This is a genomic window from Acidisoma sibiricum (genome assembly GCF_057837225.1).
In genome coordinates, this window is sequence record NZ_CM174445.1 from 3,884,108 (window position 1) to 3,909,116 (window position 25,009).

Consider the following 25,009-nt stretch of genomic DNA (forward strand, 5'->3'; position numbering starts at 1 on the left):
CCCTTTGGCGGACAGGCGCGGGACAGGACGCAGCCGGGGCGGCGGCTCATCCGGGGAAGCCGCCGTCATCGGTCGCACCGGCAGCCTCCACCTTGGCCGCGTCGACAGCCTTGCCCTGAACCCTGGTGCCGGCAGAGAGGCGCGACTGACCGGAGACAACAATCGTGTCGCCCGCCGCGACGCCTTTGGAAATCACGCTCATGCCGCTGTCCTGATAGGACACGGTGACAGGCACCTGGGCCACGGAGGCGTCCGGCTTGACCAGGAATACGAAAAGCCCGTCCGGCCCGTGCTGCACGGCGATGGAGGGGATCGTGACGGCATTCTGCAGGACCCTTACCGCCAGCCGCGTATTGACGAACTGGCCGGGCCAGAGATGATCGTCATCATTGGCAAAGCGGGCCTTGAGCGCGATGGTGCCGGTCGCGGCCGCGATCGTATTGTCTGGCGTCATCAGGGTGCCGGTGGCCATGGGCGCGCCTGAATCCTTGTCCGTTACCAGAACCGTGAGCGTCGCCCTGGCGCGCGCATCCTGCACCTGCGGCAACTGGTCCTCGGGCAGGGTGAAGACCACCGCGATGGGCTTGTCCTGGGTGATGGTGAGGATAGGGCTGGTGCCGTTCGCCTGGACGAGATTGCCAATGTCGATCTGGTAGAGACCGACCCGGCCGTCAAAAGGCGCGCGAAGCGTGGCATAGCCGAGATTGATCTTGGCCGTCTCGATCATGGCGTTGTCCGCCTGGATCGTCGCCTGATCCTTGGCTACCGTGGCGCGCTGATCATCGACTTGCTGAACCGGGGCGTAGCTGCTGCTCGCGAGCTTGGTATAGCGCGCCAAGTCCAGCTGCGCGCTTTGCAGGGACGCGAGATCCTCAGCGCGCTGGGCCAGAGCCTGGTCGAGCGATGCCTGATAGGCAGAGGGATCAATGCGGGCAACGATGTCACCCTTCCTGACCTCCTGCCCTTCCTTGGCCGGCAGATCGACAATGACGCCGCCAACCTGGGCTTTGATCGCGACCGTGTTATAGGCCTGCACATTGCCCAGGCCGTCGAGATAGACGGGAACGTTTCGGGTCTCTGCTTTGGTGACCGTTACGGGGACGGCCTGGGCCGCAAAAGCGCCATGCGCAATGGCCAGGCCCATGCCAAGCGCAGCGAGACATTCACCGGACCTGCGGATAAACCGGTTCATCTGGCTCCCCCTCCTCATGCCGTAGGGAGTGCAGCTAGGCGAATAGGTGACTGTCTGCGAGGCCTTCCTCGCCTTTCTCTCCGCTTCGTGAGCGGATGTTGCAATCCGTCACAGAACGAAACCTTTGGACGCGTCCTGTTCCTGTCTTGATCCAGCCGCCGTCGCCAATTGTTGCTGCGCGGTGACCGGATGGCTACATGTGACGAGGCAGTCGGACCAGGCGCCGCAGAGGGTGCGGAACCCGGATACGGCAGTTCAGGCGGCGGGCAAAACATCCCGCAGCATGGCGAGCAGATGGCGCGGCAGATAGGGCTTGCCGAGGAAGCGGTAACCGAGTTCAGGGTCCCATGAGCGGGCGATGACGTCCGGCCGGCCGGAGGCGATGATCACAGGCAGGGCCGGGTGGAGGATGCGCAGATGAGCGGCCACCTCTGCCCCATCGGTTTCGCCGGGCATATGGAAATCCGTCACCAGCGCATCGATCGGCACGCAGTCACTGTCCGCCAAGGCAATAGCCTCATCACCGCTTGCCGCCTGAATGACGTCAAATCCGTCCTCAGCGAGGCTTTCGGCCATAATCTCGCGAATCAGCGTTTCGTCTTCGACCAGTAATATCACCACATCCATCCCCATTCCGGCGGATCAGGACCAGTATGTGACCCTTGTGTTGCAACGTTACATCGTCTCGGCACCCACACGATCGCGTGGCAACCCGGCCGTGCTTCTGCTGCTTCGCCGTCAGGCGGACAACATCCAGCGAACAGACCAGGGCGGCAGCTGGCCATTCTCCGGCGCGGTGCCCTCCTGCCATATCAGCTCAACGTCTTGTGAGACGGTAGCTGCCTGTGGGTGTGCGGAGAGGTTAGCCAGGAGCACCAGGGCACGCCCCTCCCCGACCGCCCAGCTGACCCGGATAGCCCGGCCGCCGAGATTCTCAGCCTGTCCGCCCTGGCCGATCTGGTCCAGGACCGGCAGCAGCTTTTCCCGGCGCACCGCCAATATGCGCCGGTACCAGTCCTGCCGTGCGGGGTCTGCCGCATCCCAGTGCAGTTTCGACGCCAGGAAGGTCGTCTCGGCGAGAGGATCGGGAATTTTTTCGCGCGTCTCGGGGTCGCTGAATTCCGGGAAGCGGGCGAATTCCTCCCGCCTGCCTTCCCGCACCTTTTCCGCGAGTTCGCCCTCAAAATCAGCGAAAAACAGAAAGGGCGAGGTGGCGCCTATTTCCTCGCCCATGAAGAGCATGGGCACCTGCGGCAGCAGCAGATAAACAGCCGAGACGGCCTGCACTGCCGCCGGCGCCGCAATCTGAGTCAGACGTTCACCCATGGCGCGATTGCCGATCTGGTCGTGGTTCTGGGCAAAGGCGACAAAGGCCGAGGGCGGCAGGTGACCTGAAGGCTCCCCCCGCGGCTTGCCGCTATATTCCATCGCCTCACCCTGAAAGGCGAAGCCTTCCGCCAGCGCCCGGCCGAGCAGGCCTGGATCATGCGCATAGGGGGCGTAATAGGCGACATCCTCGCCCGTTGCCGCAACATGGAGCACGTGGTGGACATCGTCATTCCACTGGGCCGAGTAATCGCGCGGCACGCCGTTCTGATCGCGCACCAGGTAGCTCGCCCGATTGTCCTCATTCTCCAGCACCAAATGCAGCGGACGGTCGGTGATTTGCGTGCGCAAAGTCTCGGCCAGTTCCATAAGCAGATGTTTCGGCCCGTCATCCTGGATGGCATGGACGGCATCGAGCCGCAGGCCGTCGAGATGAAATTCCTCTATCCAGTACAGCGCGTTATGAATGAAGAAGTCGCGCACCGGGCGGCTGTCGGCGCCATCGACATTGATGCCGGCCCCCCAGGGGCTTTTATGGCGCTCGGTGAAGAATTGCGGTGCATAGACGGGCAGGTAATTCCCGTCAGGCCCGAAATGATTGTAGACGACATCAAGCATGACGCTGATCCCGCGGGCATGTGCCGCATCGACCAAGGCCTTAAGATCTTCCGGCCTGCCGTAGCTGCTGTCAGGCGCGAAGGGCAGAACGCCGTCATAGCCCCAGTTGCGCGTGCCCGGAAAATCCGAGACCGGCATGATCTCGATCACGGTCACGCCGAGACCGGCAAGGTGATCAAGCTTGCCGATGGCCGCGCGGAAGGTCCCTTCCGCCGTGAAAGTGCCGATATGCAGCTCGTAGATAACCGCCTCGGCCCAGGGGCGGCCGCGCCAGTCTGCGTCCTGCCAGTCATAACCGTCGGGTGCGATGACCTCACTCGGCCCATGCACATCCTGCGGCTGGAAGCGCGAGGCGGGATCGGGCACATGCAACCCACTCGCCAGAACATAGTGGTAGAGCGCGCCGGGCTTGGCGCCGATGGCGGCAAACTCATGCCAGCCGTCATCCTGCCGCGCCATGGCCACGGGCCCACGCCCGTCAATTGCGATCGCCACCCGATCCTCGCCTGGCGCCCAGAGGCGGAACCGCACGCCATCGCCACGAAGTTCCGCACCGAAGGGCATGGCATGGGCACGCGTGGTCATGCGGCTTCGCTTTCACTGTTGGGATGGCCAAAGACCAGCAGCGAGCGGCCGGTCACGGTATAGACATCGCCGGTCTTGAACACCGAAGGATCAGCCTCGGGCAGGTTGGTGTCGATGACAAGGGTCCATTCCTCCCCGCCCGCGCAATCCGGCAGGGTGAAATTGACGCCGTCGGACGCGGCATTGAAGACGATGAGGATGGTCGCGTCACCGCCGCGCTTGCGGATGCCGGTCGGCTGCGCGCGGCCGTCGATCAGCATGCCAAAGCAGCGCGTGCCCTGATCCTGCCAGTGCCCGTCTTCCATTTCGATGCCGGCGGCGTTGATCCAGGTGAGATCCTTGATGCCAAGCTCTTCGTTATAGACACCGCGCAGGAAGCGGTTGCGGCGCAGAATGGCATAGTCATGCCGCAGCTGCGTGAGCTTCTGCACGAAGGCGATGAGCGACTTGCCCTTGTCTTCGATGTCCCAGTTCAGCCAGCTGATGTCGCTATCCTGGCAATAGGCGTTGTTGTTGCCCTGCTGGGTGCGAGCGAATTCGTCACCTGCGAGCAGCATCGGCGTGCCCTGGCTCAGGATCAGGGTCGCAAGCATATTGCGCAGCTGCCGGCTGCGCAGGTCGTTTATTGCCTCATCATCAGTCGGACCTTCGGTGCCGCAGTTCCAGGAACGATTGTCCGAACTGCCGTCGCGGCCATTCTCGCCGTTCGCCTCGTTATGCTTGTCGTTGTAGGTCACGAGGTCATTGAGCGTGAAACCGTCATGCGCGGTGATGAAATTGACCGAGGCATACGGACGGCGGCCGTCCCGGTCGAACATATCGCCGGAGGCGCAGAGACGCGGTGCCAGGGCCGAGGCCGACGCCTCACCCTTCCAGAAATCCCGCGCCGTATCGCGGAACTTGTCGTTCCATTCAGCCCAGCCGGGCGGAAATCCGCCGACCTGATAGCCGCCCGGCCCGCAATCCCAGGGCTCGGCGATCAGCTTGACGCTTTGCAGCAGCGGGTCCTGCCCGCAGGCCTTGAGGAAGCCCGACTGCTCGTCGAAACCATGCGGCTCACGCGCCAGAATGGTGCCGAGATCGAAGCGGAAACCGTCGACATGCGTCTCCCCTACCCAGTAGCGCAGGCTGTCCGTCACCATCTGGATGACGCGGGGATGACTGAGATTGACCGTGTTCCCGGTGCCGGTATCGTTGATATAGTAGCGCTTCTGATCCGGCAGGAGGCGGTAGTAGCTGACATTGTCGATGCCCTTGAAGGACAGGGTCGGTCCCAGCTCATTGCCCTCGGCCGTGTGGTTGTAGACGACGTCGAGAATGACCTCGAGCCCCGCCTCATGCAGACGGGCCACCATCTCCTTGAATTCGCGCAAAGATTGCTCACGCTCGTGCGCGTAGCGCGGATCGGGCGCGAAGAAGCCGATGGTGTTGTAGCCCCAATAGTTGGTGAGGCCCTTCTCCAGCAGCTGGCTGTCATTGATGAAGCTGTGGATAGGCAGCAATTCCACTGAGGTGATGCCCAGCGAACGGATGTAGTCGGTCACCGACTTATGGCCGAGACCCTTATATGTGCCGCGGTGCGCCTCGGGGACCTCTGGATGCTTCTTGGTGAAGCCCTTCACATGGGTTTCGTAGAGGATGGTGTGATCCCAGGAAATGGGGTTGCGGTCAGGCTCGCCCTTCCAGTCGAAGTTGGGATCGACGACGACGCTCTTGGGGACGAAGGGCGCGCTGTCGCGTTCGTCGAAGGTGGTGTCGTCGCCGGATTCCATCTGATAGCCGAAGATGGCGGGATTCCATTCCAGTTCGCCGGTATGGGCGCGGGCATAGGGGTCCAGCAGCAGCTTGTTCGGATTGAAGCGGTGGCCCTGTTCGGGTTCGTAGGGGCCGTAGACGCGATAGCCATAGACCTGGCCCGGCCCGATATCGCCGATCCAGCCATGAAAGATCTGGTCGGTATATTCGGGCAGTTCGATGCGGGCGATCTCCTCTCCGCCCTCGGCATCGAAAAGACAGACCTCCACCTTGGTGGCATGGGCCGAGAAGAGCGCGAAATTGACGCCCTCCCCGTCCCAGGTCGCACCACGCGGATGCGGCAGGCCTTCACGAAGACGCGCGTTCAGACGTTCGACCAAGGGGGGGACTCCATCCGGCAATACATGATGATCGCCCCCTAGATGGGATGAAACCGGCCGCCGCCAAGGCTCAGGTCAGTTCTTTACCAGAACGTTATGATTTGGTATCAATTCTGGACAGAGGCCCACCGGATCGTGACCCACGATGACCCGCATCAGCGCGCCCAGCGACCAGCCCTTTCCCTTCGCCTCCATTGTGGCCCCCTGCCATAACGAGGCAGCCACGATCGGGAACTTTCTGGACAGGCTGCGGCCGGTGATGCAGGCGACCGGCGAGGCCTGGGAAGTGATCTGCGTCAATGACGGCAGCCGGGACGACACCCTGGCCCTGCTGCGCCGCCTGCAGGCGACGGATTCACACCTTCGCGTCATCGATCTTTCACGCAATTTCGGCAAGGAAGCGGCGCTCACCGCCGGGCTGGATCATGCGCGGGGCACCGTGATCATCCCGATCGACGCGGATCTGCAGGACCCGCCCGAGCTGATCCCGGCGCTGATCGCGAAATGGCGGGAGGGGTTCGAGATCGTCAATGCCGTGCGCGTGGCGCGGGAGGGCGAAAGCTGGCTCAGGCGTGCATGCGCCTATCTGTTCTACCGCTGCCTGAACCGGCTGAGCGATATCGCCATACCGGCCGATACCGGCGACTTCCGTCTGCTGTCCCGCACCGCCCTGGATGCCTTGCGGCAGATGCCGGAGCGCCGGCGCTTCATGAAGGGGATGTTCGTCTGGATCGGCTTTCCGACCGCCAGCATTCCCTATCGCCGCGCCGCGCGCCATGCCGGTCAGACCAACTGGACCTACTGGCGTCTGTGGAATTTCGCGCTGGAGGGCATCACGTCCTTCAGCCAGGTGCCGCTGCGCCTGGCCTCCTATGTCGGGGTGGCGGTGGCCCTGCCCTCGCTGCTGTATGCGCTGTTTCTGGTTCTGCGCACGCTGTTCCTTGGCAATCCGGTCAGCGGCTATCCGTCACTGATGGTCGCCATTCTGTTCCTGGGCGGGACCCAGTTGATCGCGCTGGGCGTGATCGGAGAATATATCGGCCGGATGTATGAGGAGACGAAATGCCGCCCGCTTTACATCATCCGCCACCACTGGGATGAGCCGGGGCGCAATACCGTCCTATTCACGCCCGACCCGGTGAGCCGCTCCGAACACCGTTAAGGTCAGCGCGCCGACGATAAGCAGAGCGATGCCGAGGGAGGTGGCGCTGGCGACAAAGCCGACCAGAGCCGGCCCCAGCAGCATGCCCGCATAACCGACGGCGGTGATCACGGGGATGGAGATGCTGGCAGGCACGCCCGGCACCCGCGCCGCCGCGCTGAACAGCAAGGGCACGATATTGGACGCACCTATGCCGATGAGGGCGAAGCCCAGCAGGGCGACCGGCCCGGGCAGCAGTACCACAGCCCCCCAGCCGGCCGCCGCGATGAGGGCACTGAGCCGCAGCAAGGGCAACCGGCCCAGGCGGCGCGTCAGATAATCCCCCGACAGACGGCCGCAGGCCATGGTGACGGAGAAGGCCGCATAGCCCAGGCCACCATAGGCTGCCGGCAGGCCCTTGCCATGCAGGTAGAGCGCACTCCAATCGAGCGCCGCCCCTTCGCCGAGGAAGCCGATAAAACAAAGCCCACCGATGAGCAGAACCAAAGGATGCAGCGCCCGCTGACTTGCCGTCTGCCCAGCCGCCCGGCCGGCCGATGGCGACTCCAGCCCGCGGAGCAAAGAACCACTGCGCCATAGCGTGACCAGCAGCACGACACCGGCCGTCAGCAGAGCGGCGAGACTGACCGCGAGACCCGCCCCGAGCAGAAGCGTCAGGCCGAGCGAGCCGATCAGCCCGCCGACGCTGAACATGCCGTGGAAGCCCGACATCAGCGGCCGCGCACTGAGCCGTTCGACCTCCACCGCCTGGGCGTTCATTGCAGCGTCCAGCGCCCCGATGCCGAAGCCGAAGACGATCAGCGCGCCGGCGAGCGCGACCGGGTCAGATACCCAGCCGAGCAGCGGCAGGACGAGCACGACGAGGAGAGCGCCGGCGGTGGTGACCCCGCGGGAGCCGTAGCGTCCGAGGCCCCAGGATATGGCGGGCATGGCGATTGCCGCACCGATGCCCAATCCGATCAGAACGAGGCCGAAGGCGGCGGTGCCCAGATCCGTGCGCGCCTTGGCAAAAGGCACCATCGGCGCCCAAGCCGCGTTCGCGAAGCCCGCCAGAAGAAAAAACAGCCGCGTGGAAAGCCGCGCGGCGGGTAGCCGATGAGACATCGTCGTCGTGTTCACCGCAGGAATTCCCTGTGCCGTCACCCGCGGATATGTTCCGCGGGCCTACCCGTTCGGGCGTTCGATCGGGTGGATGCGCGGCTCAAGGCCGCGCATGACGAGATCCAGGGACGCGTGTCAGGACTGCTGGCGGCGCAGGAAGGCCGGAATTTCCAAGCCCCCCATCTCATCCGCCGCTGCCGGACGGGACGGGCGCGCGGCCGGGGCATCCGGGCGCGGCTCAGCCGCCGCCGTCGGCTCCATCCGCTCGACCGGCGCCGGAGCGGCAGAGGCGGCGGGCGCGGAGGCCCGCTTACCGATGGCGCCGGTCACGCGGTTGAAGAGGCTGGTGCCGACCGAAGGGGCCGGTGCCGCCGGCTCGCTCTGCCGGGAAACCGGCTCAGCGAAGAGGCTGCGCGTGCTGGCCGGGCGCTGCGGCAGACCGGCCGGAGAGCGCAGGGACGGTGCGGAAGACGGCGGTGGCGCGGATTGCGTCACACTCTGCATCGGCGCCTGGGCGACGGGCGACGCCTGCTGCCCCTGGGCCCATAGCGAGGTGGCCGGCGTGGCGGGGGTGAAGGCGGGCGTGAAGCCGCCCGATGCCTGGAGGCCGGTGGTGCCTGTGGCCTGGAGCGGCATCTCGGCGACCGCCGGGGCGGAGACCTGGGCCGGCTGGGACGGACGGTCGTTGCTGGCGGCGAGTTCCAGCTTCGGACGGTATTCGATGGCCGCGGAATCGATGCCGGTCGCGACCACGCTCACGCGGATGCGGCCGTTCAGCGTGGAGTCGATCGCCGAACCGAAGATGATATTGGCTTCCTCGTCCACTTCCTCGCGGATGCGGTTGGCGGCCTGATCGACCTCGAACAGCGTCATATCCTCGCCGCCGGTGATGTTGATCAGCAGGCCGCGGGCGCCGGCCATATTGGTGTCTTCCAGCAGCGGGTTGCTGATGGCGGCTTCGGCCGCGCGGACCGACCGGCCTTCGCCTTCGGCTTCGCCCGTGCCCATCATCGCCTTGCCCATTTCGGACATGACGGTGCGGATATCGGCGAAATCCAGGTTCACCAGGCCCGGCACGACCATGAGGTCGGTGACGCCGCGCACGCCCATGTAGAGGACGTTATCGGCCATCTGGAAGGCTTCCTTCCAGCTGGTGTGCTCATTGGCGATCCGAAACAGGTTCTGGTTCGGGATGATGATGAGCGTATCGACATATTGCTGCAGCTCAGCGATGCCGGCCTCGGCCGACCGCGCGCGCTTGATGCCCTCGAAGGAGAAGGGCTTCGTCACCACGCCGACGGTCAGGATGTCATGCTTGCGGGCAAGGCGGGCGATGACCGGTGCCGCACCCGTGCCCGTGCCACCACCCATGCCGGCGGTGATGAAGACCATGTGCACGCCTTCGAGGTGCCGCTCGAGATCGGCCTCGGCCTCCTCGGCCGAGAGACGGCCGACTTCCGGCTTGCCGCCGGCGCCATTGCCCTGGGTGATGGTCGGCCCAAGCTGGATGCGGCGGTCAGCGCGGGAGCGCATGAGCTGCTGCGCATCGGTATTGGCGACGATGAACTCAACCCCCGGCAGGTTGAGCGCGATCATGTTGTCGACGGCATTGGTGCCGCCGCCGCCCACGCCGATGACGCAAATCTTCGGCGTGAAGTCGGAGTGGGTCTGCTGCGGAACGGTCAGGTTCAGCGTCATGGGCGGTCTCCTTGGAAAAACGTGCCCGGCAGAGCGTGTCCGTCCGGCGCTTCATGGAATGAGGGGAACGCGGTGAAAGCAACGCGACTGTGCAGCGGCATCAGACACGCTCCTTAAGGAAAGAGATCAGACGGCGGAGCGGGCCACCCGCACGCCGTGTCTCGAGGTCGATATCCTGCATCGAGCGGCCTTCGCCCGAAGCCCAGGCGAGCAGGCCCGCCCCGGTTGCGAAAGCCGGGCCGGAGGCGGCATCGGGCAGCCCGCGCAAGCCCACGGGACGGCCGAGACGCACCTGCTTGCCCAGGATCTGAGCGGCAAGCTCGCGGGCACCCGCAAGCTGGCAGGCTCCGCCGGTCAGCACGACGCGTGCCCCGGCGACGCGGGCGAGGCCGGAATTCTCCAGCCTGTCCTTCACGATTTCAAAAATCTCTTCCAGCCGCGGCCGGATGATGCTGACAACCATGCTGCGCGGCACCTTGGCGATCTGATGCTCTTCCTCGCCGACCAGCGGCACGGGCAGCATCTCCCGGTCGTCATCCGGGCTCGCCTGGCAGCTGCCATAGAGCGTCTTTAGCCGCTCGGCATGGGCGACCGGGGTAGAAAGCAGACGGGCGATGTCATTGGTGACATGAATGCCGCCGACGAGGGTGCTGCCCGTATGCAGCAGCTGACCTTCCGCGAAAACGGCGAAGCTGGTGGCGCCGCCGCCCATGTCGATTACCGTCGTGCCGAGTTCCCGCTCATCCTCGACCAGAGTCGCGAGGCCGGCGGCAAAGGGTGCCGATACCAGTTCCGAAATCTCCAGATCACAGCGGTGCAGACAGGTTTGCAGGTTGCGCAGCGCCGAGGAGACCGCATCGATCACATGCAGCCGCGCCGTCAGCGTCTCACAATGCAGGCCGCGCGGATCTTCGACTCGCATGGTTTCATCAACCGAAAAGGACAAAGGCAGAATATGGATCGTATCGCGCCCTTCCGATTCGGCGCGATGACGACCTTCCTGCACGACGTGGCGGATATCGTCTTCGCTGACAACGCGTCCGCCGACCGGCCATTGCACGTTGAAGAGACGACTTTCGGGCTGGCCGCAGCCGAGATTGACGGTGACGGCGCGCAGCCTGGTATCGGCCATGTCCTCCGCCTGGCCGACGGCCGCGCGAATGGCGCGCTCCGCCTCATCCAGATCGGTGATCGCGCCATGACGGATGCCGCGTCCCTTCTGCCAGCCGAAGCCGAGGATGCGGCGCGTGCCGTCTGCCTCGGCCCGGCCGATCATGCAGGTGATCTTGGTCGAGCCGATGTCGAGCGCACCAAAGATGCCCGTGCGCAGCGTGCGCACGCGCGGGGCGATATCAGTCGAAACCGGTGGCAGGGAGCGGCGCGCCATATCGTTCACGGTCCTCACTCCCTCAAGGATGCTTGTTCGCGGCGCCGGAATCGGCTGCCGGTTTAGAACCATCCTTGCCCGTCGCACTGGGCGGCGGGACAAGCTTGGGACGCACGACGACGCGATCGGTCAGGCGCAAATCAACGACCTGCACCGGACGATCCAGAAGCTGCATGCGGGTCTGCAAGGCTTCCAGGCGGGCCAAAGCCGATTCCTGATCCTGGCCCGGCAGCATTACGGTGGCACCGGATTTCAGCGCGAGATTCCAGCGCTCCTGCCCGACCCGCACCGCACCGACGAGGCGCGAGCGGATATCGGGATAGGGCTTCATCTCATCGAACAACTCGGTCGCCGCTTCCGGCGCGCCGGCGCCCACGACCAGTGGCAATTCCAATTCCTGCGAGGCGCGGCCGACATCCTGCTCGCCCATCGTCTCGCCACTGCGATCGATCAGACGGAACTGGCCGTGATCCTGCCAGACCGCGAAAGGCGCGCGCTCGATCAGCCGCACGACCACCGTATCCGGCAGCCGACGCTCAACCACCGCATCCGCGACCCAACCGAGCGAGAGCAAGCGGCCCCGCGCGTCATTCAGCGAGAAGCCGAGGATCGGTTGCCCGATCATCACGCCCAGCGCCCGGCGCAGGACGGGTTCGGGCGTGTTTTCGCGCCCGTCGATGATGATGTTGCGGACATTGAGCCCCATGACGGAGCCGATATCCCCGAGTGCGGTGCGCAGCCCGTTCATGGAACTGCCTTCATTGGCGCCGCGCAGCATCAGGCTCGCCATGAAGATGACGAGGATGAAGGACCCGGCGCCGATTGCCGGCCGCGTCATGCGCCGGATGCGCCGCATCATGAAGTCGCGCTGGCTGGGCCGATCGACCACGGAGGCGCTCGCCATCATGCGCGCATGGGCGACGCGCGCCTGATCCTCGACGATGGGGGGGCGTTTGCCTACGCGCGGCATTGGGCCGTCTCTACCATCCAGGCGCAGAGCGCCGGGAAGTCGATGCCATTATAGGCCGCCTGTTCAGGCAGCAGAGAAGTCGGGGTCAGGCCGGGTTGCGTATTCACCTCCAGCAGCACGAGGCGGCCGGGCGATGATTGCGTATCATCATAGCGGAAATCCGAGCGCGAGGCGCCTGAGCAGCCCAGCGCCTGATGGGCGCGAAGGGCGACATCCATCGCCTGCTCGGCGATCACTTCCGGCAGCTGCGCCGGGATTTCATGCGTCGAGCCGCCGGCGGCGTATTTCGATTCATAGTCATAAAATTCGTGCGCTGCCTTGATTTCGGTCACGGCCAGCGCGCGGTCGCCCATGACGGCGACGGTGATTTCGCGGCCGGGGATGAATTCCTCGATCATCGCCGTGGTGCCGAATGTCCAGCCGCGCGCGATCTCGGCACGACGGTTGTCGCCACTCTTCATAATGTGGACGCCGACCGAGGAGCCTTCGTTCTGCGGCTTGATGACATAGGGGCGCGGCATCGGGTCTGCCTCTTCCAGCGCTGCCACATCCACGAGCTTGTGGCGGGCGACAGGCAGCCCGGCCGCCGCGAAAACCGCCTTGGCCGCGACCTTGTCCATGGCGATGGCGGAGGGCCGCACGCCGGAATGGGTATAGGGAATGCCCAGCCAGTCGAGCACGCCCTGGATAGCGCCATCCTCGCCGAAGCGACCGTGCAGGGCGTTGAAGACCGCGTCCGGCTTCGGGTCGAGCGCGGCGATCAGCGTGCTGAGATCAGGCCCAACGTCCACCGGCACCACGTCATAGCCTGCTTCACGCAACGCCACGACCACCTGCTGACCAGAGACGAGGCTGACTTCACGCTCGGCCGAAATACCACCGTAAAGGACTGCGACGCGCTTCATGCCACCACCTCTGCCCGCGGCAGGGTTTGCCCGATACGTTTGATTTCCCAATCGAGCGTCACGCCGGTCGCAGCGAGGACGCGGCGCCGCACTTCCTCGCCCAGACCTTCCAGATCGGCCGCCGTGGCACCGCCCGTATTGAGCAGAAAGTTGCAATGCAGATCGCTGACCTGCGCGCCGCCGCGGGTGAGGCCCCGGCAGCCGGCGGCATCGACCAGTTCCCAGGCCTTCTGACCGGCCGGATTGGCGAAGGTGGAGCCGCCGGTGCGGGCGCGGACCGGCTGGGTCTTGGTGCGGCTGTCGCGGATTTCGGCCATACGGGCGGCGATCAGGCGCGGGTCGCCGGGCGTGGCGCGCAGCCGCGCCCGGGTCACGACACTGCCGGGCGGCAGTTGCGAATGACGATAGGAGAGATGCAGCTCCTCCAGCGCCAGACGCCGCAGCTCACCCTGCCGGGTGACGATCTCAACCCAATCCAGGCAGGCCTTGATGTCGCTGCCATAGGCGCCGGCATTCATGGCGACGGCGCCGCCGATGCTGCCGGGAATGCCCGAGAGAAATTCGAGACCGCCGAGACCGGCTGCGGCCGCATGCTCAGCCACCGTCGCGTCCAGCGCCGCAGCGCCGCAGATCACGCCGTTGCCCTCGATTGTCACGGCAGAGAAGCCGCGCGCCAGGCGGATGACCACGCCCTGAATGCCGCCGTCGCGGATGATGAGGTTCGATGCCGCGCCGATGACGGTCAGCGGCATCTCTTCCGGCAGCGCAGCCAGAAATTGCGCGAGATCGGCGGCGTCAGCCGGTTTCACGAGATATTCGGCCGGGCCGCCGACACGGAACCAGGTGAGCGGGCCGAGCATCGCCTGCGCCTCAACCCGGCCCTTGAGCGCCGGCAGGGCAAAAGCCCCGGTTGCTGTGGCGTTCATCGCGACCTTCATGCGCCCCCCGAAGCGGCGCGATAGCCGTTCTGGGCCGGCGGGCCCTGCAAAGCCTGCAACTGCGCGGGCAAAGCATTGGCCCAGGCGGTGATATTGCCGGCGCCGAGGCAGACGACGATGTCGCCCGGCTGCGCCATGGCATGGACCATCTCCGCCAGATGATCGGGCGACGGCAAAGGCACAACGCTGCGATGGCCACGGGCGCGCAGCCCGTCCACCAGGGCATCGCGGTCAATGCCGGGGATCGGCGTTTCACCGGCCGCATAGACGTCCGCCACGATGACAGTGCCCGCGTCATTCATGCAGGCGCAGAAATCCTCGAAGAGCGATTGCAGGCGCGTGTAGCGATGCGGCTGCACGACCGCGATGACATTGCGGCCGCCGGCCTGGCGCGCCGCCGTCAGCACCGCCGCGATTTCGACCGGGTGATGGCCGTAATCGTCGATCACGGTGATGCCACCGACCTCACCCGTTTTGGTGAAGCGGCGCTTGACGCCACGGAAGGCGGCAAGCGACTGGCGGAGCGCGGTCTCACCTATTTCCATTTCGATGCCGACCGCGATGGCGGCCAGTGCGTTCTGCACATTGTGCTGGCCGAGCATGGGCAGGCGGAACGGCCCCATGCGGCGCTGGCGGTTGCGCAGCCGGTCGGTGACGACGACCTCAAAATTGGCGCCGCCCTTATCCATCACCAGACGTTCGCCACGCACATCGGCCTGGGGGCTGAACCCATAGGTGATGATGCGATGATCGGCGAGGCGCGGAATCATCTGCTGCACGGCCGGATGATCGACGCAGAGCACGGCGAAACCGTAGAAGGGAATATTGCTGACGAACTGGCGGTAGCCGGCCTCCATCGCTTCCTGATTGCCCCAATGATCGAGATGCTCGGGGTCCATATTGGTGACGACCGCGATGACTGCCGGCAGGCGCAGGAAGCTGCCGTCACTTTCATCGGCCTCGACCACCATCCAGTCGCCGGCGCCGAGGCGCGTATTGGTGCCGTAGGCATTGATGATGCCGCCGTTGATGACGGTCGGATCAAGCCCCGCGCCTTCCAAGACGGCCGCGATGAGACTTGTCGTCGTGGTCTTGCCATGCGTGCCGCCGATGGCGACCGACCAGCGCAGGCGCATGAGTTCGGCGAGCATTTCCGCACGCCGCACGACGGGAATAAGCTTCGCCCGCGCCGCCTGGACTTCAGGATTGTCGGCCTTCACGGCGGTTGATACGACAACAACCTGGGCGCGGCGCAGGTTCTTCGCGTCATGGCCGATCGAAACCTCGATCCCCTCGCCGCGCAGCCGCTTCACATTGGCCGATTCCGCGATATCGCTGCCCTGCACGGAATAGCCGAGGTTGTGCAGCACCTCGGCAATGCCGGACATGCCGATACCGCCGATGCCGACGAAATGGATAGTCCCGATCGTGAGCGGAAGCGCCCTCATGACTGCGTTTCCCGCACCATAGACTGTTCAACCAGATCCGCGAGCAGCGCCACCGCATCGGCGCGCGCGATGCGGCGTGCCGCAAGCGAGGCGGCTGTCAGCACCGCGGGATCTGCAAAAAGGGCCGCGAGCTGAGCCGTCACGGCATCCACCGTGAAAAGCGGCTGCGGAAGAACCCAGGCCGCACCAGCCTGCTCGAGAATAGCGGCATTGGCCGACTGATGATCGTCGATGGCCGAGGGCAGCGGCACCAGCAGCGCGGGCCGTCCGGTGACGGCAAGTTCGGCGGTGGTGGACGCGCCGGCGCGGGCGATGACGAGATGGGCTGTGGCCAGACGCTGCGCCATATCCGCGAAGAAGGGTGCGACCTCAGCCGCGATGCCTGCCGCCTGATAGGCCGCGCGCACCCGCGCGCCGTCTTCCTGCCGCGCCTGCTGCACGACGCGGAGACGCGTGCGGAATTCCGCCGGCAGGGCGATGAGCGCCTGCGGCACGATGTCACTGAGCACGCGCGCGCCGAGCGATCCGCCGGTGACGAGAAGGTTGATCGGTCCATCCGGCGTCGGCGCCTCATAGGGCGCATCCGCCAGGCCAGCGATGGCAGGCCGCACCGGATTGCCGGTGACGACCGTGCGAATCCCTGCAGGCACACGCGTGGTGCCGGCAGCACTGAGGGCCAGCACCGTCACGCGCTTGGCCAGGCTGCGATTGGCGCGGCCGAGCACGGCATTCTGCTCATGCAGGATGACCGGCATCTTCATGCCTGAGAGCCGCGCCGCCGCGATGGGCGGCACGCAGGGATAGCCGCCGAAGCCGACGATGGCACCGGGCTGCAGGCTGCGGAGAAGTCTGGCGGCCGCGATGGTGCCTGCTGCGAGCGCCACCGTGGCCTGGATACCCTTCACAAGGCCACGCCCGGCGATGCCGGCGCCGGGCAGAACATGCCGGTCGCCGTCCGCGAAAGCCTCAGACCCGCGGCCGGCCGAACGGCCATCGGTCATCAGCACGGGACGATAGCCGCGGCCCGCCAGCGCATGCGCCAGCGCCTCGGCCGGAAAGAAATGGCCTCCGGTGCCGCCGGCGGCAATCACCACGGGAATCACGCGCGGACCTCTCATGTCCGCTCTCCCGCGACACGCCGGCGCGTCAGCGCGAGCAGCATGCCCATTTCCAATGCGACGGAGAGCGCCGAGGAGCCGCCATAGGAGATGAAGGGCAGCGTCATGCCCTTGGTCGGAATGAGTTCAAGGGACGAGGCCATGTTGATGAAGGCCTGCAGGCCGAAGCTCATGAGAATGCCGGCGCCGGCGAGCAGCACGAACTGATCGTTCTCCGCGACCAGCCGCAGCAGGCCGCGCAGCACGATGGCCGCGAAGATGAAGAGGATGAAGAGGCAGACGACGAGGCCGAACTCCTCCCCCGCGACCGCGAAGACGAAGTCGGCATGCGCATCGGGCAAAATGTCCTTGACCATGCCCTCTCCCGGCCCGCGGCCGAGCAGCCCGCCATTGCCAAAAGCCTGCAAGGCGGTGAGCGCCTGATAGGCCGTCTGCTGAGTCGGATGCAGAAAGCGCTCCACCCGGATATGGACATGCGGCATCAGGAAGAAGGCCGCGATGAAGCCCACGATCAGCATAGCGAAGGCGGCAATGACGACGCCCAGATTGAGACCGTCGAGGAAAAGCTGGGCCAGAAAGACGATGCTGACGACGGCCAGCATGCCGATATCGGGCTGAGACTTCAGCAGCAGCGCGATCACCGCGTAAAGGGCGACGGCCAGCAACCGGCCGGGGAATTTCTCCGTCTTGCGGGCTTCCACGAGCAGCCCTGCCGTGACGACGGCAAAGAAGGGTTTCAGAAATTCGCTGGGCTGCAGCGAGAGAAACGGAATATTGATCCAGCGCCGCGCGCCCTTGATCTCTGTCCCATGCACGAGCGTGAAGGCCGTCAGCATGACGGCGGCCAGCGTGCCGATCAGCGCCAGCCAGCGAATGCCTTTCGGCGGCAGCATGGAAACGCCGATGACGATGCCACCGGCAATCGCCAGGAAGGCGACCTGCTTCAAAATCAGCATGTCGCGCGGATCGCCGATGCGGTGCGCGACCGCCGGGCTGGAGGCGAGCACGAGAACATAGCCGAAGCCGATCAGCGTGCCGATGCAGACGAGCGTCCAGCGATCGACCGTCCACCACCAGCGGCCGAGAAGCGAGGTATCGGTGCGGGAGAGCGCCAGCATCACACCGTCTCCCTGTTCTGGACGGTGGTAGCCGCCGCCGTGTCCGGCAGAGCCGCGACGAGCGCGGCAAACCGGTCACCGCGTGCCTCAAAGCTCGCGAACTGGTCCCAGCTGGCGGTGGCGGGCGACAGCAGCACGACCGGCGCGCCCAGCGCCTTCGCCTGCGCGAAGGCTGCCGGCACGGCCGCATCCAGCGTTTCCGCCATGTGATAGCGCACGCCATGGGCCGCCAGGGTTTCAGCGAATTGCGGTGCGTCGCGCCCGATCAGTTCGACATGGGCGATGCGCGGGAAATACTCAGCAAGCGGCACGATACCGCCGGGCTTGGCCATGCCGCCGGCGATCCAGACGATGCGGTCGTAGCAGCCGAGCGCGCGGGCAGCCGCATCGGCGTTCGTTGCCTTGCTGTCGTTGATGAAGACAATGCCGTCGCGCGTGCCGACGCACGCCTGACGATGCGGCAGGCCGGGAAAGGTCGCTATGCCGGCGGCGATCGCCGCGTCCGACAGACCGAGCGCACGCGCCATCGCGGTCGCGGCGGCAGCGTTTTGGGCATTGTGCTCACCCGGCAACGCGATCGCACCCGTCGTCTGTCCGTTACCGCTGATTCGGACCACGCGCATGGGCCCCTGAGACTCAATCGAGTCGGCCATTGCCGCCGAACGCGCATCATCGATGCCCACCACGGCGACGTCGTCAGCCGTCTGGCGCGCAAAAATTGCACGCTTTACAGCTTCGTAGCGGCTCATGTTGCCATGGCGCTCGAAATGATCGGGGCTCAGATTCAGCATTGCCGCTGTAGAGAAGCGGAGATTCGCGATTCGCTCCAACATGTAAGACGACATTTCGAGAACATAGACGCCGTTATCGGGCAGCAGCGGCAGCGCGAGCGAGGCCGGACCGAGATTGCCGCCGGCCGCGACCGGCACACCGGCCGTGTGCAGAATATGCGCGAGCAAGGCGGTCGTCGTTGACTTGCCATTGGTGCCGGTGATGCCGGCGAATCGGGCGCGACTGCCGGCGGCACGCACGGCGCGAAAAAGCAATTCCGCATCGCTGAGAATCGGAACGCCGGAAGCGATGGCGCGCGCGGCCACCGGATGCGGTTTAGGCAGGTCATGCGGAATGCCCGGCGACAGTACCAGTGCGTCGAAAGCGAAATCACCCGTGCTGAGGTCGCGGAGGGTGAAGGCTTCGGCGGCGGCGGCGGTTCGCGCGGCCTCGCCGTCATCCCACAGAGTGACGTCAGCTCCCATGGCGCGCAGGCTGCGCGCCGCGGGAAGGCCGTTCTTGCCAAGACCCAAAATCGCGTAGCGGGCGCCCGCGAAAAGGTTTGCCGGAAATCCGGTCATCGGATCTTCAAGGTCGCGAGACCGATCAGCGCCAGGATCATGGAGACGATCCAGAAGCGGATGACGATCGTAGGCTCGGCCCAACCCTTCTTCTCGAAATGATGGTGCAGCGGCGCCATCAGGAAGACGCGGCGGCCGGTGCGCTTGAACCAGAAGACCTGGATGATGACCGAGAGCGTCTCGACCACGAAAAGCCCGCCGACGATGGCGAGGACGATTTCATGCTTGGTCGCGACCGCGACCGAGGCGACGGCACCGCCGAGCGCGAGGCTGCCGGTATCGCCCATGAAAACGGCCGCGGGCGGCGCGTTGAACCAGAGAAAGCCGAGGCCCGCCCCGATCAGCGCCGAGCAGAAGACGGTCAGCTCACCAGACCCGGCGACGAAGGGCAGTTCGAGATAGCCCGCGAAAATGCGGTTGCCGACGAGATAGGCGATGAGGGCGAAGACGCCTGCCACAATGATGGTCGGCACCATGGCGAGGCCGTCGAGACCGTCCGTGAGGTTCACCGCATTGGACGCGCCCATCATTACCAGCATGCCGAAGAGCGGGAAGAAAATGCCGAGCGGAATCAGCACGCTTTTAAAGTCAGGGATGGAAATGCCGCTGCCGAGCGGGCCGCCGATATGGAGCATGATCCAGATGGAGGCGAGCAGGCCGATACCGGCCTGGCCGACCAGTTTCAGCCGGCCGGAGAGACCCTTGGTGTTGCGCTTGGAGACCTTCAGGTAGTCATCCGCAAAGCCCAGAGCGCCATAGCCCAGCGTCACGAAGAGGGTCGACCAAACGTAAGGATTGGCAAGGTCCGTCCAGAGCAGGGTCGACAAGGTGAGCGCGCTGAGGATCAGAACGCCGCCCATGGTCGGCGTGCCCTTCTTCTCCACCAGGTGACGCTCCGGCCCATCAAGGCGGATCGGCTGGCCCTGCTTCTGCAGGCCGCGCAGCATGCGGATGACGCGCGGCCCCATGACGAAGCTGAAGACGAGCGACGTGAGGCAGGCCGCGCCGGACCGGAAGGTCAAATAGCGGATGAGGTTCAGGATATGCAGATGATCCGCATAAGGCAGCAGCAGGTTATAGAGCATTACCGGGGCTCCTCCGTCTCGGCTCTGACAGGGAGCGCGTTGATAACGGCGGCCATGCGGCTGCCAAGACTGCCCTTGACCAGAACTGCATCCCCCGGGCGCAGGGCAGCCAGCACGAGCGGGGCGAGGGCTACGGAATCAACCGCATAGCGCGCCCGTTTTGACTCCGGCACGATATCGAAAAGGCGCTTCATCTCCGGCCCGCAGGCGAAGAGAAGATCGGCATGGGCGGTCACGTCGGGGGCGAGTCCCAGATGCTCGGCCGCCGAAGCCTCGCCCAATTCACGCATATCGCCGAGCACTGCGATACGGCGCTGGGCCGGCTGCAGGGCCAATACGGCAAGGGCTGCCCGCACCGAAGGACCGGAGGCATTATAGCTCTCGTCGAGCAGCAGCGCCTCACCCCCGGCGAGCGCCAAATGGCGGCGCGCACCACGGCCACTGACCGCCGAGAACCCGTCGAGCGCGGCCGAGGCATGGTGGGCATCCACGCCCAAGGCCACCGCCGCGGCGATGGCCGCGACGGCGTTGAGCGCCATATGCTCGCCTGGGGCAGCAAGACGCAGGCTGAGCGGCACGCCATCCAGGCTGAGGGAGATGGACGCGCCCTCGGCATCGCTGGTCACGTCCAAAAGGCGGGCTTCCGCCGTGTCGGCCCGGCCGAAGCGGATCACCCGATGACCTGACGCCGCATCGGCCAGGATTGAAAATTCTGCACTGTCGGCGGGAAGCACGGCGACGCCACCGGGCGCCAGCCCCGATAGGATGGAAGCCTTCTCCGCCGCGATAGCGGCAAGGCTGCCCATATGGCCGATATGAACCGGCGCGACATTGGTGATGACGGCGACATGCGGCTGGGCGAGCTGGGCCAGCGGCGCGATCTCCCCCGGATGGTTCATGCCGATCTCAGCGACGCAAAAGCGGCTGTCCCGCGGCATGCGGGCGAGCGTCAGCGGCACGCCCCAATGGTTGTTGTAGGAGGCGACGGCGGCATGGGTCGGGCCTGCGGCCGCGAGAATCCGCCGCAGCATCTCCTTGGTCGTGGTCTTGCCGACGCTGCCGGTGACGGCCACGAGCTTGCCGGCAAAGCGCGCCCGGGCGGCGCGGCCGAGGGCGGTCAGCCCTGTCAAGGTATCGCCGACCGTCAACAAGGCAGCCGAAGCCCCCGCATCTGGCACGTCATGATCGACCAGGGCGCCCGCCGCACCCGCCGCGAGGGCTGCGGGCACGAAGGCATGGCCGTCCCGGTTTTCCCCATGCAGGGCGACAAAGAGATCACCCGCCGCGACCGTGCGCGTGTCGATGGAAATGCCGTTCGCCGCAAAGGCATGCGTCATACGGCCGGCAGTCGCCGCGACGAGTTCTTCGGCGGTCCAGAGATCGGTCATGCCGAGCCGCCCACGAGGCGGCGAACCACTGCGACATCGTCGAAGGGCAGGACGTCGCGGCCGATGGTCTGGCCCTGTTCATGGCCCTTGCCGGCGACGACCAGAACGTCGCCGGGACCGAGCAAAGCGAGGCCGGCTGCGATGGCGGCTTCGCGGCCGCCGATTTCGATGGCGCCGGCTGCGCCGGTCATGACTTCGGCGCGGATCGCGGCCGCATCCTCGGTGCGCGGATTGTCATCCGTCACGATGACATGGTCGGCGCCATTCGCCGCTGCCTGCGCCATCAGCGGGCGCTTGCCGCGGTCGCGGTCGCCACCGGCGCCGAAGACGATGGCGAGTTTGCCCGCGGTATGCGGGCGCAGCGCCGAGAGCACGCGCGTGATCGCGTCCGGTGTATGGGCATAGTCGACATAAACCGCCGCGCCATTGGGCAGCGTCGCCGCCACTTCCATGCGTCCGCGCACACCGACAAGGTTTGGCAGCCGGTCGAAGACCGCCGTGTCGCCCAGCAGGAGGACGATGGCCGCAGCGACCAGGGCGTTATCGGCCTGGAAGCGGCCCGGCAGCGCCAGCTTCACGTCAAACCGGCGGCCCCCGACCGAGAGGTCAAGCCGCTGGCCGTCCGGCTCAGGCGCTGTGTGATGCAGCTGAATAAGACTGCCGCCCTCGCCCACCGTGCCGAAATTGAGACCGCGCTGCACGCTGATGCGGGCGAGCTGATGGCGGCTTTCCTCGTCGAGCGCCATGGCGGCCACGGCCGGGGCGTCACGGGGCAGAAGATCAGTAAACAGCCGCAGCTTGGCCGCGCGATAGGCCTCCATGTTGCCGTGATAATCCAGATGGTCGCGGGTCAGATTGGTGAAGCCCGCAGCCGAAAGCCGCAGCCCGTCAAGCCGGAACTGGTCGAGCCCATGCGACGAGGCCTCGACCGCGGCATGCTGAATACCGGCGCGCGCGAGGGCCGCCATGGTCTGGGCGATCGACACCGGGTCCGGCGTCGTCAGACCGGCGCCTTGCGGAAAGCCTGGAGCGACCAGGCCGAGCGTGCCCAGCGAGGCCGCGGGATGCCCGCTCAGCGTCCAGAGCTGGCGCAGGAAATCCGCCGAGCTGGTTTTGCCATTGGTGCCGGTAATAGCCGCGATCCGTTTCGGCTGCGCGCCGGCAAGGCTTGCCGCCAGCACCGCCAGGCGGCGCCGCGGCTGCGCGTCAAAGATGATCGGGCGTGGCGGCACGCCGGCCGGCCAGGCGGTATCGGGGGGTGCGAGAATAGCCGCCGCACCGCGCGTCACGGCGTCAGCGATGAAATCGCGCCCGTCCCGGTTGGTGCCCGGCAAGGCCGCGAAGATGAACCCGGGGCCGACATCCTGGCTATTGGCGGTGATGCCGGTCACCTCCACGTCGCAGGGTCCGCGCGGCGCATCGCCATAGGCCGGGCGTGCGGGGCGAAGGGTGGGCTGCGCGTACGCGCCCTGCATGAGATCAATGAGTCGCATCAGAGGATGCCGGCGCCGCGACACGATACATCGCGTCATGCCGCAGGGTTTTGATCGTCGAGGCCGGTGCCGCCCATTGCGTGTCCTGCGCGACCCGCGCCGTGCCACCGCGCTTCGCCGGCCGTGCCGGCTTGTCAGGCGCGCCGATATCGTCAGGCTCACCCGGATTGCTGGGGCCGTAGCCGACCGCGCCGGGCGGAGTCGGATAGGGACGCGGCAAGGCGAGCTGCTGGTCGATTTCAGCGACATTGTCGAAACGCGGCATCACGTTCAGCATGGGCCCGATGCGGGCAATAATATGGCTGACCGAAGGACCGGCCATCCAGCCGCCCGTCGTATAGCCATGGGTCTGGGCCGTCGCATGGCCGGAATCGATCGCGACATAGACGACATAGCGCGGCGCGTAGATCGGGAAGGCCGCGACGAAGGAGCTGTAATTGGTGTGCTTCTTGTAACCGCCATGCTCGGACACTTTCTGCGCGGTGCCGGTTTTGGCGCCGACGAAGTAGCCGGGCACATCGCCGAATTCACCCGTGCCGCTGGTGACGATCAGACGCATGATCCGCCGCATCATGTCGGAGGTGGTGGGCTGCATCACGGTCGTGCCCTGGATCGGCGGGTCACCGGCATTCGAGGCCAGAAGCGTCGGCTTGTAGAGCGTGCCGCCATTGACGATGGCGACGGCCGTATTCGCGATATGCAGCGGGGTTTCCGCGATGCCATTGCCGAAGGAAACGGTCATCAGCGTCGCCTTGCCCCAGACGCTGGCCGGCTGCACCTGCGGCATCGCCGCCTCAGGCAGCTCGATCGGCTCACGCGACATCAGGCCCAGCTTCTGCAGCCAGGCGCGCTGACGGTCCTTGCCGACAAGAATGGAAATGCGCGACGCGCCGATATTGGAGGAGAGACGCATGATGTCGCCGAGCTGCATCCAGGCGTGCTGGGGCTCGAAATCGGTGATGTGGAAACGGCCGATCGGAATCGGATGCGTCGTGTTAAAATAGTCCCATGGGTGGACGACGTTGGCATCGAGCGCCATGCTTGCGGTCTGCAATTTGAAGACCGAGCCGGGTTCGTAGGTGCCGGTGGCGCAACGGTTGAAGCGTTGCGCATCCGTCGCCTGGGCGAGATTGTTGGCGTCATAGTCTGGGATGCTGACCATGCCGAGGATCTGGCCGGAATTTGCATCCTCAACAATACCGCAGCCGCCCACCGCCTGGAACATCTGGACGGCACTTGCGACTTCGTCCCGCACGATGGCCTGCACGCGCACGTCGATGGAAAGCCGGAGCGGCGTCGTATCGTCATTGAGACGCTTGTTGAAATACTTCTCGACGCCGGCGATGCCGTTGGCGTCGATATCGACGCCGCCCAGGATCTGTGCCGCGGTATCGCCCAGCGGATAGCGACGCTCTGACGAGACCTGGAAGGACAATCCCGGAATGCCGAGATTATTGATGGCGATTTCCTGAGCCGGCGACACCCGCCGGGCGATATAGACGAAGGCCTTGGCGGACGCGAGGCGGCGCGCGATGTCACCCTCGTCGATATCCGGCAGGATGTTCTTGAGCGCGAGCGCCACTGAATTGGTATCGATCATCTGCCGAGGGTCGGCATAGAGACTGGCGACCGGCAGCGACACCGCCAGGATCTGGCCGTTGGCATCGACGATGGAGGCGCGGCCCGGCGGAGGCGCCGTGGCGGCGGCGGCCGGTTCGGGGGTGAACTGCTGCACCACGCGCGGCGCCGGCTTCATGGGGTCGATGATGGTCGCGAAGGACAGGCGCGCCGCGACCGCGAAGAACAGCATCAGGAAAACCGCCGCCACCGCGATGAGGCGGTTGCGGCTTTTCTCAAGCGCGGCCCGCTGGCGGAGGTCCGGCGAGGTGACGCGCACCGTCTCTCCCTGCGGGCCGTGGCCGTTGCGGGACCGCGGACCCCATGGGTTGTTCGGCGTTGAATTGGGCGGGGGCGCGTCGCTCATGCCGGG

General features: G+C 65.8%; 19 protein-coding genes. 1 reads left to right on the forward strand and 18 read right to left on the reverse strand.

The annotated features are described in order from the left end of the window. Positions 1–46: 46 nt before the first annotated feature. The 4 genes from AC3G7M_RS18310 to glgX all read right to left on the reverse strand — a co-directional run bounded on the left by AC3G7M_RS18310 (position 47) and on the right by glgX (position 5,856). On the reverse strand, positions 47–1,192 hold the full coding sequence (locus AC3G7M_RS18310) for an efflux RND transporter periplasmic adaptor subunit (protein ID WP_489213579.1): 1,146 nt from the start codon (positions 1,190–1,192) through the stop codon (positions 47–49). 255 nt (positions 1,193–1,447) lie between these two features. Then, positions 1,448–1,819, reverse strand: coding sequence for a response regulator (locus tag AC3G7M_RS18315; RefSeq protein ID WP_489213580.1), 372 nt, complete (start codon positions 1,817–1,819; stop codon positions 1,448–1,450). 111 nt (positions 1,820–1,930) lie between these two features. Then, positions 1,931–3,721, reverse strand: a complete 1,791-nt coding sequence (gene treZ / locus AC3G7M_RS18320; protein WP_489213581.1) for a malto-oligosyltrehalose trehalohydrolase — start codon at positions 3,719–3,721, stop codon at positions 1,931–1,933. Then, positions 3,718–5,856: a glycogen debranching protein GlgX gene (gene glgX, locus AC3G7M_RS18325; RefSeq protein ID WP_489213582.1), complete on the reverse strand. Its 2,139-nt coding sequence runs from the start codon at positions 5,854–5,856 to the stop codon at positions 3,718–3,720. Before glgX ends, treZ begins: the two co-directional genes overlap by 4 nt. A 145-nt stretch (positions 5,857–6,001) precedes the next feature. Here glgX and AC3G7M_RS18330 point away from each other — a divergent pair, with 145 nt between their 5' ends. Further along, a complete protein-coding gene (locus AC3G7M_RS18330) occupies positions 6,002–7,018 on the forward strand; it encodes a glycosyltransferase family 2 protein (RefSeq protein WP_489213583.1) in 1,017 nt (338 codons plus the stop codon). Here the strand turns inward: AC3G7M_RS18330 and AC3G7M_RS18335 are convergent. The 14 genes from AC3G7M_RS18335 to AC3G7M_RS18400 form a co-directional block, all read right to left on the reverse strand. Further along, on the reverse strand, positions 6,977–8,137 hold the full coding sequence (locus AC3G7M_RS18335) for an MFS transporter (RefSeq protein ID WP_489213584.1): 1,161 nt from the start codon (positions 8,135–8,137) through the stop codon (positions 6,977–6,979). The two genes, AC3G7M_RS18330 and AC3G7M_RS18335, sit on opposite strands and share 42 nt — an antisense overlap. A 117-nt stretch (positions 8,138–8,254) precedes the next feature. Then, positions 8,255–9,817 carry a cell division protein FtsZ gene (gene ftsZ / locus AC3G7M_RS18340; protein ID WP_489213585.1) on the reverse strand — a complete coding sequence of 521 codons (1,563 nt, stop codon included), beginning with the start codon at positions 9,815–9,817 and terminating at the stop codon, positions 8,255–8,257. 100 nt (positions 9,818–9,917) lie between these two features. Continuing rightward, on the reverse strand, positions 9,918–11,213 hold the full coding sequence (ftsA, locus tag AC3G7M_RS18345) for a cell division protein FtsA (protein ID WP_489213586.1): 1,296 nt from the start codon (positions 11,211–11,213) through the stop codon (positions 9,918–9,920). Between the two features lie 13 nt (positions 11,214–11,226). Continuing rightward, positions 11,227–12,174, reverse strand: a complete 948-nt coding sequence (locus tag AC3G7M_RS18350) for a cell division protein FtsQ/DivIB (RefSeq protein ID WP_489213587.1) — start codon at positions 12,172–12,174, stop codon at positions 11,227–11,229. After that, the gene (locus AC3G7M_RS18355) at positions 12,162–13,079 is read right to left on the reverse strand and encodes a D-alanine--D-alanine ligase (RefSeq protein WP_489213588.1); all 918 of its coding nucleotides are present in this window, start codon (positions 13,077–13,079) and stop codon (positions 12,162–12,164) included. The genes AC3G7M_RS18350 and AC3G7M_RS18355 overlap by 13 nt, the downstream gene beginning before the upstream one ends. After that, complete coding sequence (gene murB / locus AC3G7M_RS18360; RefSeq protein ID WP_489213589.1) at positions 13,076–14,005, reverse strand: UDP-N-acetylmuramate dehydrogenase; 930 nt, start codon at positions 14,003–14,005, stop codon at positions 13,076–13,078. The genes AC3G7M_RS18355 and murB overlap by 4 nt, the downstream gene beginning before the upstream one ends. Before the next feature lie 8 nt (positions 14,006–14,013). Continuing rightward, the gene (gene murC / locus AC3G7M_RS18365; RefSeq protein ID WP_489213590.1) at positions 14,014–15,465 is read right to left on the reverse strand and encodes a UDP-N-acetylmuramate--L-alanine ligase; all 1,452 of its coding nucleotides are present in this window, start codon (positions 15,463–15,465) and stop codon (positions 14,014–14,016) included. Next, positions 15,462–16,583: an undecaprenyldiphospho-muramoylpentapeptide beta-N-acetylglucosaminyltransferase gene (murG, locus tag AC3G7M_RS18370; RefSeq protein ID WP_489213591.1), complete on the reverse strand. Its 1,122-nt coding sequence runs from the start codon at positions 16,581–16,583 to the stop codon at positions 15,462–15,464. The genes murC and murG overlap by 4 nt, the downstream gene beginning before the upstream one ends. Further along, positions 16,580–17,701, reverse strand: a complete 1,122-nt coding sequence (locus tag AC3G7M_RS18375) for an FtsW/RodA/SpoVE family cell cycle protein (RefSeq protein ID WP_489213592.1) — start codon at positions 17,699–17,701, stop codon at positions 16,580–16,582. Before AC3G7M_RS18375 ends, murG begins: the two co-directional genes overlap by 4 nt. Continuing rightward, positions 17,701–19,053 carry a UDP-N-acetylmuramoyl-L-alanine--D-glutamate ligase gene (murD, locus tag AC3G7M_RS18380; protein ID WP_489213594.1) on the reverse strand — a complete coding sequence of 451 codons (1,353 nt, stop codon included), beginning with the start codon at positions 19,051–19,053 and terminating at the stop codon, positions 17,701–17,703. The genes AC3G7M_RS18375 and murD overlap by 1 nt, the downstream gene beginning before the upstream one ends. Beyond that, positions 19,050–20,138 (reverse strand): phospho-N-acetylmuramoyl-pentapeptide-transferase, encoded by a 1,089-nt coding sequence (mraY, locus tag AC3G7M_RS18385; protein ID WP_489213595.1) that lies wholly within the window; start codon positions 20,136–20,138, stop codon positions 19,050–19,052. Before mraY ends, murD begins: the two co-directional genes overlap by 4 nt. Next, positions 20,138–21,526 (reverse strand): UDP-N-acetylmuramoyl-tripeptide--D-alanyl-D-alanine ligase, encoded by a 1,389-nt coding sequence (locus tag AC3G7M_RS18390; RefSeq protein WP_489213596.1) that lies wholly within the window; start codon positions 21,524–21,526, stop codon positions 20,138–20,140. The genes mraY and AC3G7M_RS18390 overlap by 1 nt, the downstream gene beginning before the upstream one ends. Continuing rightward, a complete protein-coding gene (locus tag AC3G7M_RS18395; RefSeq protein WP_489213597.1) occupies positions 21,523–23,019 on the reverse strand; it encodes a UDP-N-acetylmuramoyl-L-alanyl-D-glutamate--2,6-diaminopimelate ligase in 1,497 nt (498 codons plus the stop codon). Before AC3G7M_RS18395 ends, AC3G7M_RS18390 begins: the two co-directional genes overlap by 4 nt. Next, on the reverse strand, positions 23,006–25,003 hold the full coding sequence (locus AC3G7M_RS18400) for a peptidoglycan D,D-transpeptidase FtsI family protein (RefSeq protein WP_489213598.1): 1,998 nt from the start codon (positions 25,001–25,003) through the stop codon (positions 23,006–23,008). Before AC3G7M_RS18400 ends, AC3G7M_RS18395 begins: the two co-directional genes overlap by 14 nt. Between the last annotated feature and the right edge of the window lie 6 nt (positions 25,004–25,009).